Below are 12,433 nucleotides of genomic sequence, written 5' to 3'. Positions count from 1 at the left end.
ATCTTAAAATAGAAACATTATGGTGAAGTTTATCGAATCTGAACTCGTCTTGCTGAAAAAGGAAATAGACGAAATGTGGACCCTGGTATATAATCAGCTCGACCGTGCAGGTGATGCCGTGCTTACGCTGGACCGGGAACTGGCCCAGCAGGTATTGGTGCGCGAACGTCGTGTCAATGCTTTCGAACTGAAAATAGACAGCGACGTGGAAGACATCATTGCCCTTTACAACCCCGTTGCCATCGACCTGCGCTTTGTGCTTGCCATGCTCAAAATCAATACGAACCTGGAGCGTCTGGGCGACTTTGCAGAGGGCATTGCCCGCTTTGCCCTCAACTGCCATGAACCTGCTTTGGATACTGAGCTGGTCAAGCAACTCCGTCTCGAAGAGATGATAGCCCAGGTACTCTCCATGCTCGAACAGGCAAAACAGGCGCTTCAGGAGGAGAGCCAGGAACTGGCTACCGCCGTGTTTGCCAAGGACAATATGCTGGATGAAATCAATGCTGAGGCCACTGCCATTCTTGCCGACTACATCAGCCGGCATCCGGAGAGTGCACTCTCTTGTCTGAACCTGGTGAGCGTGTTCCGCAAGTTGGAGCGTTCCGGCGACCACATCACGAATATTGCCGAAGAAATAGTGTTCTTTATCGACGCAAAAGTGTTAAAACATAGCGGGCGGACAGACGAACACTACTTAAATGATAAGAAATAAACAAAATTTTAGGATAATTTCAGTGTTTCATGGAAAATAGCCTTATATTTGTCCATTGAAAACGATTGCAGGTGTAGAAAAATGCTTTGAAATGATAATAAACTTAAATGATTTCTCAAAAAGATGTTATAAGACATGTTTTTTAATTTGGTTAGTATCACGAAAAGCGCCTATATTTGCATCGTTATCCTGAAAACAATCTTTTTACCTTAAAAAAAAACTAATACCTATTGAAAACTGAAAAAGGAGGCTTTGTGAAAAGCTTCCTTTTTTTTGTACCTATACGAAGGGCTTTTTGTATCTTTGCGCATATTAATAATAAATCGTGTATAACCTAAAAGTATATAGAACCATGTTTTCCGGAATAGTAGAAGAATGTGCCACATTGGTGGCGATGGTCAAAGACCAGGAGAATGTACATTTTACTTTCAAGTGTTCATTCGTCAGTGAATTAAAAATAGACCAAAGTGTGTCTCACAACGGTGTTTGCCTTACAGTAGTCAGTCTGACAGATGATACCTATACCGTGACGGCCATGAAGGAAACGCTGGACCGTTCCAATCTTGGCTTGTTGCAGGTGGGAGATGAAGTGAATGTGGAGCGTAGTATGATGATGAACGGCCGGCTGGATGGCCATATCGTTCAAGGACATGTGGACCAGACTGCCACTTGCATCGATATAAAGGATGCGGAAGGAAGCTATTACTTTACTTTCCGGTATGCTTTTGACAAGGAGATGGCAAAGCGCGGCTACATCACGGTAGACAAAGGCTCGGTAACTGTCAATGGTGTCAGCCTGACCGTGTGCAATCCCACCGACGATACTTTCCAGGTGGCCATTATTCCTTACACCTTTGAGCATACCAATTTCCATGCTTTCAAAGTGGGCAGTGTGGTGAATCTGGAGTTCGATATCATTGGTAAGTACATCAGCCGCATGATACAATATAAATAAGGTAACGGCACTATGGACGATTTCCTGCAATTAGTGGCATCCCGTCAGAGTGACCGTGCCTATGATATGACTCGTGCCGTGGAGCCTGAGAAATATCGGTGATTTACTTTTTAGACACAGATGACGCAGATGACGCGGATTTTTTTAATATTCCCATCCGCGTCATCCGCGTCTAAAAAATAATCAAAAAGAAAGCAGATACGGAGTTTCCGGAAAGACTTCCGCGTGCTTACAAATCCTTCAGCAGCACCTTGCTTGCATTCTTGTAGTATTCCTCCCGTGCCTTCAGCAATGCTCCCCATTGGTTGTTGAATTCATTTTCCTTATCAATTTTGAAATCTTCTGAGCCGTGCGTGTCCAGTTTGTCCAGTAGGAGGGCCACATTCATTTTGTTGATATCCATGGAAGGCTGGTAAGCGATGTCTTCACTCTTTTCATCGGTCACCACTTCATGTAGGAGGTTGATTTCCTGCAATTCATAAAGGGTTTCGTGTGTCAGCCGGATGGGAATCTGGCACTCTTCGGATATCTCTTCGGCTGTATAGGGCTGGACGTCTTGTTCAAAGCGCTTGGCTATGAGAGACATTATCAGGATGGAGATAAAATCGCGGTAGCGCCGGCTGATATTGCGCGCATCCTTGTCGAAGCTGAAGTTCCGGATATTCTGTCCGGCGTAGGTCAGTTCGGCACCGAATAGGCAGATGGTCCAGGATACCTGCAACCATAGCAGAAACATCGGAAGGGCGGCAAAACTACCATAGATGGCATTGTAACGGGAAACCCACAACTGGCTGCTGATGTAAAGGAATTGGAATGCCTGGTGTGCCGTACCTGCCAGAATACCGGATATGAGTGCGTGTTTCAGCTTGACCTTTGTATTCGGCATAAAGACGTACAGTGCTGTAAACATGAACCAGGTCAGCACGAAGGGGATGAGGCGCACCATAAACTTGCCGACGGGAGCCAGCAGGGTAAAGTCTTCGAGGTTCTTCACCATCGTACTCATGAAGATGGAAAGACCACCGGACACCACCAGCAGAATGGGCATCAGCAGAAGCATAGAGAAGTAATCCGTTATTTTGCGGTACATGCTGCGCGCCTTTTTCACCTGCCAGATGCGGTTGAAGGTGATTTCCATATTGTTGATTAGATTCAGGACTGTCCACAGCAACATAATCAGACCCACTCCGATGAATATTCCACTCTTGGTCTGAGACAAATACGAATTCACGAATTGCAGGATGACTTCCGTGGTTTCCGTAGGACCGCTGAAACCGTTGACAATCTGGCTTTCCATCAGATTATCGAATCCGAAACCGCGGGCTATGGCAAACAAAATGGCAAGAATAGGCACGATGGCAAGCAGCGTACTGTAAGTCAGCGCCGAGGCTTTGTTTACTATCCGGTCTTTGGTGAAGCGGTTGATGCAAAGATAAATCGTCTTGATGATATTGTATACGGAAAAGGTCGTTCGCGTGACTTCATCTTCCGTAATACGCCAGATGTCGTAGGTGAGGAATTTCCAAAGGGCAGCAATACGCTTGTTCATGCTATTATCTCGATTATCCATTGTCAATAAAAAAGCAGTCAGTCTGTAAGCCGGGTTCTGTTCTTCTGTTTCTGAAAAAGCCTAATTAGGAATTATCCATTCTTCATTATCCATTCTCCATTAAAGAAGTGTCTGTCATTTATCTGAGCCGCATGTCACCATACAAGCTTTAGCGGTCTACCCTCCGACATGGAGCGAGCAACTCTCATAACGTCGGTTTACATGACCTTACAACTCCCAAGACGCACAGCCCTTGTGTCGCCACAAGACTGGTAGGCTCTTACCCCACCTTCTCACCCTTACCGTAGCCCAAGGGCGACGGCGGTTATTTTCTTCTACGTTACTCTACCCTCACGGACAGCTTTCTGTTAGGAAGTGGGACGCTCTGTGTTGCCCGGACTTTCCTCATACGCACGAGGCGCAAGCGACAGACCGACCAACTGCTTTATAGGGTACAAAGATACGGAATATTAATGAAGAATGAAGAATGAAGGATGAAGAATTTGTTGTGCAGTGTGCGGATGCAGTACGGATGAATCCTTCATTCTTCATTCTTTACCCTTAATTATCTTAAAAACATGTATCTATTTCGGAATAAATTCGTAGCTTTGCTATTAGTAATAACCCCCAAATCCTTTTGGCCAATGAAAAAGTTATCCTCTCTTTTTTCTTTATTTCTGTTAATCCCGCTTTTTGCTGTCGCTTCGGAAGTGGGTGACCGTACAATACCTGCAGAAGTGGCGCAACTCGCTGACAGTTTGAAACAAAAGTTTGCACCGGACAAGCGCGTGGCTTTGTTCGATGTGGATTACTCTTTCTCCGGAAAGAATGTGATGTTGCGTGGTGTCACCACTTCGGCAGAGGCAAAGACGGCTTTGCTGGATGGTTTGGCAAAGAAAGGATATGCGGTGATGGATTGTCTGCAAGTGCTTCCGGATGAGGCCGGACTTGAAGGCAAGACGTATGGCATTGTCAATGTGTCTGTGTGCAATCTTCGGGTAGCCCCGGATTTCTCTTCAGAAATGATGACGCAAGGCTTGATGGGTATGCCGGTGCGGGTGTTGCAGCGCGACGGCTGGTACCGTATCCAGACACCGGACAACTACATTGCATGGGTACACCGAGTAGGCATACATCCCGTCACGCGGGAAGAGCTGACCGCTTGGAACAATGCAGAGAAAATAGTGGTGACTTCGCATTATGGCTTTGTCTACTCACAGCCCAGCCAGGCATCGCAGACCGTCTCTGATGTTGCTGCAGGAAACCGCCTGAAGTGGGAGGGGACAAAAGGTGCCTTTTATAAGGTGGCTTATCCCGACGGCCGTCAGGGATATATCTCCAAATCCATCTCCATGCCTGAGAAGAAATGGCGTGCCACCTTGAAGCAGGATGCCGCCAGCATTATAGCCACGGCGCATAGCATGATGGGCATCCCTTATCTTTGGGCTGGCACTTCCTCCAAAGGGGTGGATTGTAGCGGCTTCATGCGCACCGTTCTTTTCATGCACGACATCATCATTCCGCGGGATGCTTCCCAGCAGGCATACGTGGGCGAGCATATCGATATCACTCCTGATTTCAGTAACCTCCAGCCGGGCGATTTGATTTTCTTCGGGCGCAAGGCGACGCCGGAACGCAAGGAACGTGTGGTACATGTCGGCATGTATATCGGCAACAAGCGTTTCATCCATTCGCAAGGCGATGTGCGCGTCAATAGCTTCAGCCTCGACGACGAGCTGTTCGATGAATACAACCTCGGTAGACTGTTGTTCGCTACGCGCGTGTTACCTTATATAAATAAGGAGGCGTCGCTCAATACAACGGAAACGAATCCATTTTATTCAATGTAATAATGTGCTAATGTGCCAATATGCCAATGACCTGCGGCGTGACGGTGCAAACATAACGTAGCATATACATAGCGCAGCCCATTGGCACATTAGCCCATTAGCATATTGGCACATTTAATACACACACAATTATGTCAAACAGAAGAGATTTCCTGAAAACCGCCGCTTTTGCCGCACTCGGCTCAGGCATGGCAATCAATCATGTATTTGCCGGAGGAAATGACGCTCCTTCCTTGTTCAACGTGAACAGTAGGGCAGGTGTAACCCCCAAAATGAAACTGCGTTTCTTCCCCTATGAACTGAAATTGCGCCATGTCTTTACAGTGGCCACCTACTCGCGTACTACCACTCCCGACGTTCAAGTCGAGATAGAATATGATGGCATTATCGGTTATGGTGAAGCCTCCATGCCCCCGTACCTGCAACACGAATTAGGCACGATGGACAGTGTACTGGCTTTTCTGAAGAAGGTGCAGGATGTTATCGGCCAATTCTCAGACCCCTTTCAGCTGGAAGATATACTGGCTTATATAGACAGCCTCTCGGCAGGGGATTCCGCTGCTAAAACTGCTGTGGACATCGCCTTGCACGACCTTGTGGGCAAACTGTTGCAAGCCCCTTGGTATAAGATATGGGGTTTGGACAAGGAAAAGACTCCCTCTACAACTTTCACCATCGGTATTGATACGGCCGACGTGGTGCGTGAAAAGACGAAAGAGTGTGCCGACCAGTTCAATATCCTTAAAGTGAAGCTGGGGCGGGAGAACGACAAGGAAATGATAGAGACCATCCGTTCGGTGACGGACCTTCCGATTGCCATTGATGCCAACCAGGGTTGGAAGGACAAACATCATGCGCTCGATATGATACATTGGCTGCACGAAAAAGGAATTGTCATGATAGAGCAACCGATGCCCAAGGAACAACTGGACGATATTGCATGGGTCACCCAGCAAAGCCCGTTGCCCATATTTGCCGATGAGTCCATTCAGCGTCTGAAGGATGTGGCAGGCTTGAAGGGTGCCTTTACGGGCATCAACATCAAGCTGATGAAGTGTACCGGCATGCGCGAAGCCTGGAAGATGGTGACTTTGGCACGTGCATTGGACATGAAAGTGATGGTAGGATGTATGACCGAGACCTCTTGTGCCATTACCGCTGCCTCCCAATTCTCTCCGGCAGTGGACTTTGCCGACTTGGACGGTAGTCTGCTGATTGCGAACGACCGTTTCAAGGGTATGGAGGTTGTGAAAGGTAAGATAACGTTGCCCGATTTGCCGGGTATTGGAGTGGTGAAGTTATGAGAAAGCTATTGTATACCGTCGCTCTGTTTGTGATGGCTTCTGCATGCAGCACGAAGCCCGAGAGCAAGCCCTATAATTGGGAGGACGACCTGTACCAACGTCTGCTTACGGATTTCTGTATGACGGAATCCCAGGTGAAGGACTATATCCGCAAGTATATTCCCGACGTGACCGATGAGCAGATGCGCCAGTGGGAAGCCTCCAAAGCTTTGGAGTGCATGATGCTGGATGGAGAGAAACGCTATTTCCGCAATGCCGGACCTAATCTGTTTCGTGTGGACTCCACTTGCTATGACATCAAGATAGCCAAGGAAGGCACTTCGCCGAGTGGCAGCGAGAAAGTGAATATGGAGAACCTGCCCGAAATCATTTCTGCTGTGAAGAAAGAGGGCAAGGCCATTGTTGCGCCGAAGCGCATGCGCGTCACCTACACGTTGACCGTAGATACCAATGCCGTGCCTGCCGGGAAAATCATCCGTTGCTGGTTACCCTATCCCCGTCAGGACCAGGCCCGGCAGCAGGATGTCAAGTTCATTTCGGCCAGCGAACCGCAATACACCTTTTCGTCGCCCGAGTGCCGTCACAGTACATTGTACATGGAGAAACGTGCTGTCGAAGGCGAACCGACCGTATTCTCCGAAACCTTTGAGTTTACCGCCAACGGCGAATGGCATAATCTGAAGCCGGAAGATGTGCAGCCCTATGATACGACGACCGCCCTTTATAAGGAATATACTGCCGAGCGTGAGAAGCATATCGTCTTTTCCCCGCGCTTGCGCGAACTTGCTGCCAAATTGACAGCCGGTGAAACCAACCCCTACCTGAAAGCCAAACGTATCTTCCGTTGGGTGAATGACAACTTCCCGTGGGCTTCTGCACGCGAATATTCCACCATTGAGAATATCCCGGAATATGTGTTGGACAACCGTCACGGAGACTGTGGCCAAGTCAGCCTGCTGTTCATTACGCTTTGCCGCATCAGTGGTATTCCCGCACATTTCCAGAGCGGCTTCATGATGCATCCCCGTGCATGGAATCTGCACGATTGGGCAGAAGTCTACTTCGAGGGTGTGGGTTGGGTGCCTGTCGACCAGTCATTCGGCATTCCTGCCTTTGCCCGCAATGCCGACGAAGAATATTTCTTCCTGGGTGGTATAGACTCTTGGCGCATGATTGTGAACACTGATTACGGCATGCCGCTACAGCCCGAAAAGCAGTATCCCCGCAGCGAGACCGTCGACTTCCAGCGTGGCGAGGTGGAGTGGGAGGGAGGTAACCTCTACTTCCCGCAGTGGGGCTACCACATGGACATTGATTACTTGAATTATTAAGGTGCTATCTGCCCTCTAAAAACAGATGATGCGTTCAGCCCGAACACATCATCTGTTTGGTATAAACGCATCATCTGTTTACCCCAAATGCATCATCCGTTTCGGCCGCAACGGGTGATGCGTCTTTTTATACCCTATCTGTCAGTTCTTTAACAGTCAGCAATCGTACATAAATGCTAATTTGTCAGTCTTTGCCGTTAACCGCTGTTAAGCCCTAAATATCCTCTGTTAAAAGAGAACAAAAAAGAGTGACAAGCGGAATAACTGAACGTTTTTTGTCGTTATTTTAACGTCGTAATGTTAAACGAAACTTGAATATTAACAATTTAAAGAATAGGAAGAATAGTATGAAACAGACAACAAAAAACATCCTTGGAGTTGCGGCTATCGTGCTCCTGAGCTCTGGAGTGGCTGGATTGACCACTTATAAGATGCTGAATAAGGAAAAGCCTGCCGCATTCAGCGAGTTGTTCCAACAGAACCCCAATAATCTGCTACCGGCGGCTTTCCATGCAACGGATGCCCAGCCAGTGGATTTGACACAAGCAGCGGAGAGTTCGCTCCATGCTGTAGTGCATATACGTGCCACTCAGTTGAGTAAGACCCAGACGGTACAAGAACAGCCGGATATTTTTGACTTCTTCTTTGGAGACGGTCGTGGACGCCAGCGCCAGATACAGACCCAGCCGCGTGTAGGTTTCGGTTCGGGTGTCATCATCTCCAAAGACGGATATATTGTGACGAACAATCACGTGGTGGAAGGTGCTGATGAAATCACTGTGAAACTGAATGACGACCGTGAGCTGAAAGGACGCATCATCGGTACTGACCCCAGCACGGACTTGGCATTGATTAAGATTGAAGGGGATGACTTTCCGACAATTCCGGTTGGTGACTCCGACCAGTTGAAGGTGGGAGAATGGGTATTGGCAGTAGGTAATCCGTTCAACCTGAACTCTACCGTAACAGCTGGTATCGTCAGTGCAAAAGCCCGTTCCATTGGCTCTTCTGCCTCCAATGGACAAGCTGCAAACATCCAGTCTTTCATTCAGACGGATGCTGCCATCAACCAAGGTAATAGTGGTGGTGCGTTGGTGAATGCCAAAGGCGAGCTGGTTGGTATCAATGCCATGCTTTACTCACCCACGGGTGCTTATTCCGGCTATGGTTTTGCCATCCCTACCAGCATTATGACAAAGGTGGTAGCCGACTTGAAACAGTTTGGTACCGTGCAGCGCGCGCTCCTTGGCATCAAGGGTAGTGATTTGAGCACAGACCTGCAGATGGACGAACGCTGGACCGAAGAACTGAAGAAGAAGGCCGACGAACTTGGTGTGAAAGAGGGTATCTATGTGGCCGAAGTTGTTGAAGGTGGTTCCGCTGCCGGCATCTTGAAGGAAAATGATGTAATCATAGCATTGAACGGCAAGAAGATTCACAAGTTCTCGGATTTGCAGGAAATGCTGGCAAAACACCGTCCGGGCGACAAAGTGAAGGTAACAGTGGTTCGTGACAAGAAGGAAAAGGAATTCGAAATCACGCTGAAGAATGAGCAAGGCACTACGAAGGTAGTGAAGGATGCCGGAATGGAAATCTTGGGTGCAGCCTTCAAGCCCGTATCTTCCGAGCTGAAGAAGCAGTTGAACCTGGGTTACGGTCTGGAAGTTACCGGGGTTACCAATGGCAAGATGGCCGATGCAGGTATCCGCAAGGGCTTCATCATTCTGAAAGCCAACGGAGTGCCGATGAAGACGGTAGACGATTTGGAAAAGGCGATGAAAGAGGCAAGAAAGTCTCCTGAGCAAGGTTTGTTCATCACCGGTATGTTCCCGTCAGGAAAACGTGCAATGTATGCCGTTGATTTGACTCAAGAATAAAAAATAGGGATAGTTAGGTAAGAAGATTGTAATATTAGCTAACAATAGCGAAAAAGGGGGTGTCGGTACAATACATACCGGCATCCTTTTTGTTATATAGGATAAGATATAAATAAGGTGAAAAAGTTGGGATGAAATTATTGTAACAAAATAATTTGTCGTACCTTTGCAACCCAAATCTGTATTATAAGAATGAGACAACTTAAAATTACAAAAAGTATCACTAACAGAGAGAGCGCTTCTCTTGACAAGTATTTGCAGGAAATCGGTCGCGAAGACCTCATTACTGTTGAAGAGGAAGTGGAGCTCGCTCAGCGCATCCGCAAGGGTGACCGTGTTGCACTGGAGAAATTGACACGTGCCAATCTGCGTTTCGTTGTATCTGTGGCCAAGCAGTACCAAAACCAAGGTTTGAGTTTGCCCGACTTGATTAACGAGGGTAATTTAGGACTGATCAAGGCTGCCGAAAAGTTCGATGAAACACGTGGTTTCAAGTTCATCAGTTATGCAGTATGGTGGATACGTCAGTCCATTCTGCAGGCTTTGGCAGAGCAGTCGCGTATTGTACGTCTTCCGTTGAACCAGGTAGGTTCGCTGAATAAAATCAGCAAGGCCTTCTCCAAGTTCGAGCAGGAAAACGAACGTCGTCCGTCTCCTGAAGAGCTTGCCGATGAACTGGAAATCCCTGTTGACAAAATCTCTGATACGCTGAAGGTGTCCGGTCGTCACATTTCGGTGGACGCACCTTTTGTAGAAGGAGAGGACAACAGCTTGCTCGATGTACTGGTCAACGATGACTCCCCTATGGCTGACCGCTCTTTGGTGAACGAGTCTCTTGCGAGGGAAATTGATAGAGCTCTTTCTACGTTAACCGATAGGGAAAAAGAAATCATACAGATGTTTTTCGGTATCGGACAGCAGGAAATGACATTAGAGGAAATCGGCGACAAATTCGGCTTGACCCGTGAGCGTGTGCGTCAGATTAAGGAAAAAGCAATCAGAAGATTAAGACAAAGTAATCGTAGTAAATTGCTCAAATCTTATTTGGGATAAATAAGAAATATCAGTTTCCGACAAATAGAAGGAATTAAAAACCGTACGTCTTTAGTAGGCGTGCGGTTTTTTTTATATCTTTGCCCCATTGATAATTCATAACTTATAACTCATAACTCAATGAAATACGTTCGTATACTTTGTGCCGTAGCTTTGGTTTTTGCGTTGTGTTCGGCTTTTACAATGAAAGATAAGGAAAAGGCTGTATATGCTTTTGGGGTGGCGGCTTCTTTCAATGACTCCATCGTATATTATACAGACATCCAGGTATTGGACAGCGTAGAGCTGGATAAGAATGGATTCTTGCCCAAACGTGATTTATACACTTACCAGCTTAAGAACTATCTGGAGTACAATCTGAAGAAACCTGATTATACTTGCATGATTTATTTCGCTGAAAACAAGAAAAAGTTGGAAAAAGAGGCTGTAAAGGTAAAAGGCAAGTATAAAAAGAGTAAGCATATGGTTTTGCAGGTGGTGAAGCCTGAGGCTTTCACATTTGCAAAACCGCAGGAATAAGATTTCAAGTATGAAAACAAAACTATATCTTCTTTTTTTCTTCGTTTTCCCCTTGTTCATGTCGGCGTGTCGTGGTGATGACCCGATACCTGATCCTCCGGTTGATGGGAAACGTACTGTGCTGGTATATATGGCAGCGGATAATAGTATAAATCCATTGGCTAGCTTTACGGATGGGGATTTGGAGGAATTGAAAGCTGGGATGGCTTCAATTGATAATACATCTGATATGCATTTATTGGTGTATATAGATACGGGATTTCCTCGTTTGATTGAAATTGAAAATAAAGGTGGTACTGTTGTTGAAACAATAGTCAAAGAATACGAAGATAGAAATTCGTGCGGAGTCGCTGAGACGCAAGAGGTATTCAATGATGTGTTTGGGAATTCTTTATATAAAGCGGAAAGTTATGGTTTGATTTATTGGTCGCATGGGGAAGGATGGATACCTACTCCATTGCCTTCTACTCGCTGGATAGGAAATGATAAGACTGGAGGAGGGCATTATATGAATATTGAGGACTTGAAGTTAGTATTACAGAACGCTCCTCATTTTGATTTTATTATGTTTGATGCTTGCTTTATGCAGTCGGTGGAAGTCGCGTATGAGTTGCGTGATTGTTGCGATTACTATATTGGTTTCCCTGCTGAGAATCCTGGTCCTGGTGCTGCCTATGATAGAATGTTTCCATTTATATTTCAGAAAGGTGCAGCGGTAGAAATGGCTATTGGGACTTTTGCTGCTTATGATGAAATTTATACTGGAAAAATAGGAAGTAATAGCAATTGGACAATGGGCACTGCTATAGATGTGCTGAAATCTTCTGAGCTTGAGAACTTAGCTGCTGCTACAGCAAATGCTTTGTCGGGAGTGACAGCAGATAGAGAAGTTCTTCGGTCATCGGTCTTTGATTATGATCAGCGTAAAGTAGGATCGTCTTATTATGTAGGCTATTATGATTTCGTAGAAATGATGGAAAAACTCGTTGTGGATGAAGTTGCCTTGGATGAATGGAAGCAAGCATATGATGCAGCTTCTGTCTGTTGGAAAAAAACGCCGATGATTTATTCGATGTCTGTTGGTATGTTCTCCATGAAGCGGGCAAATGGGGTTAGCCATTATATACCTTCCACTGCCACTTCTGCTGCTGCTCAAGCTGCTAATGCCGCTTATCGTTCTACCTTATGGTATAGTGCTGTCGGTCTTGCTCGGCTTGGTTGGTAAGCTTATAAACAATAGTTCGTTAAAATTTGAGATAATGGCTAAGCAGCTTTACGTT

At 46.5% G+C, this 12,433-nt stretch carries 10 protein-coding genes, 1 other RNA gene and 1 pseudogene; 10 read left to right on the top strand and 2 right to left on the bottom strand.

Going from position 1 to position 12,433, the window contains the following annotated elements; translation table 11 throughout:
- The first annotated feature begins 19 nt into the window (after positions 1-19).
- The 3 genes and pseudogenes from phoU to DW896_RS09735 all read left to right on the top strand — a co-directional run.
- A complete protein-coding gene (phoU, locus tag DW896_RS09745; protein ID WP_005832294.1) occupies positions 20-715 on the top strand; it encodes a phosphate signaling complex protein PhoU in 696 nt (231 codons plus the stop codon).
- A gap of 352 nt (positions 716-1,067) precedes the next feature.
- Positions 1,068-1,670 (top strand): riboflavin synthase, encoded by a 603-nt coding sequence (locus tag DW896_RS09740; RefSeq protein WP_005832292.1) that lies wholly within the window; start codon positions 1,068-1,070, stop codon positions 1,668-1,670.
- A 12-nt stretch (positions 1,671-1,682) separates the two neighbouring features.
- Positions 1,683-1,763, top strand: a pseudogene (locus DW896_RS09735) (NAD(P)H nitroreductase); the annotation flags it as partial.
- A gap of 136 nt (positions 1,764-1,899) precedes the next feature.
- Here DW896_RS09735 and DW896_RS09730 read toward each other — a convergent pair.
- Both DW896_RS09730 and rnpB read right to left on the bottom strand, forming a co-directional pair.
- The gene (locus DW896_RS09730) at positions 1,900-3,219 is read right to left on the bottom strand and encodes a YihY/virulence factor BrkB family protein (protein ID WP_117601282.1); all 1,320 of its coding nucleotides are present in this window, start codon (positions 3,217-3,219) and stop codon (positions 1,900-1,902) included.
- A 30-nt stretch (positions 3,220-3,249) separates the two neighbouring features.
- An RNA gene (gene rnpB / locus DW896_RS09725) (RNase P RNA component class A) lies at positions 3,250-3,663 on the bottom strand.
- A 200-nt stretch (positions 3,664-3,863) separates the two neighbouring features.
- Between rnpB and DW896_RS09720 the strand changes: the two genes are divergently transcribed.
- From DW896_RS09720 to DW896_RS09690, 7 genes are all read left to right on the top strand, one after another.
- The gene (locus DW896_RS09720; protein WP_117601281.1) at positions 3,864-5,069 is read left to right on the top strand and encodes an NlpC/P60 family protein; all 1,206 of its coding nucleotides are present in this window, start codon (positions 3,864-3,866) and stop codon (positions 5,067-5,069) included.
- A gap of 131 nt (positions 5,070-5,200) precedes the next feature.
- Positions 5,201-6,373, top strand: a complete 1,173-nt coding sequence (locus DW896_RS09715; protein WP_008664809.1) for a dipeptide epimerase — start codon at positions 5,201-5,203, stop codon at positions 6,371-6,373.
- On the top strand, positions 6,370-7,704 hold the full coding sequence (locus tag DW896_RS09710; protein WP_005831285.1) for a transglutaminase family protein: 1,335 nt from the start codon (positions 6,370-6,372) through the stop codon (positions 7,702-7,704). Before DW896_RS09715 ends, DW896_RS09710 begins: the two co-directional genes overlap by 4 nt.
- A 347-nt stretch (positions 7,705-8,051) precedes the next feature.
- Positions 8,052-9,581, top strand: coding sequence for a Do family serine endopeptidase (locus tag DW896_RS09705; protein ID WP_005831283.1), 1,530 nt, complete (start codon positions 8,052-8,054; stop codon positions 9,579-9,581).
- 192 nt (positions 9,582-9,773) lie between these two features.
- Positions 9,774-10,634, top strand: coding sequence for an RNA polymerase sigma factor RpoD/SigA (locus tag DW896_RS09700; RefSeq protein ID WP_002561589.1), 861 nt, complete (start codon positions 9,774-9,776; stop codon positions 10,632-10,634).
- A 120-nt stretch (positions 10,635-10,754) separates the two neighbouring features.
- The gene (locus tag DW896_RS09695; protein ID WP_119993162.1) at positions 10,755-11,153 is read left to right on the top strand and encodes a hypothetical protein; all 399 of its coding nucleotides are present in this window, start codon (positions 10,755-10,757) and stop codon (positions 11,151-11,153) included.
- A gap of 10 nt (positions 11,154-11,163) precedes the next feature.
- Entirely contained in the window at positions 11,164-12,378 is a 1,215-nt protein-coding gene (locus tag DW896_RS09690; protein WP_005831277.1) for a clostripain-related cysteine peptidase, read from the top strand.
- The last annotated feature ends 55 nt before the right edge of the window (positions 12,379-12,433 follow it).

The organism is Bacteroides sp. AM41-16, assembly GCF_003603495.1.
GTDB classification, from domain to species: Bacteria; Bacteroidota; Bacteroidia; order Bacteroidales; family Bacteroidaceae; genus Bacteroides; species Bacteroides uniformis.
Note: the sequence above shows the minus strand (reverse complement) of the source record. Positions and strands in the feature narration are given on the sequence as shown.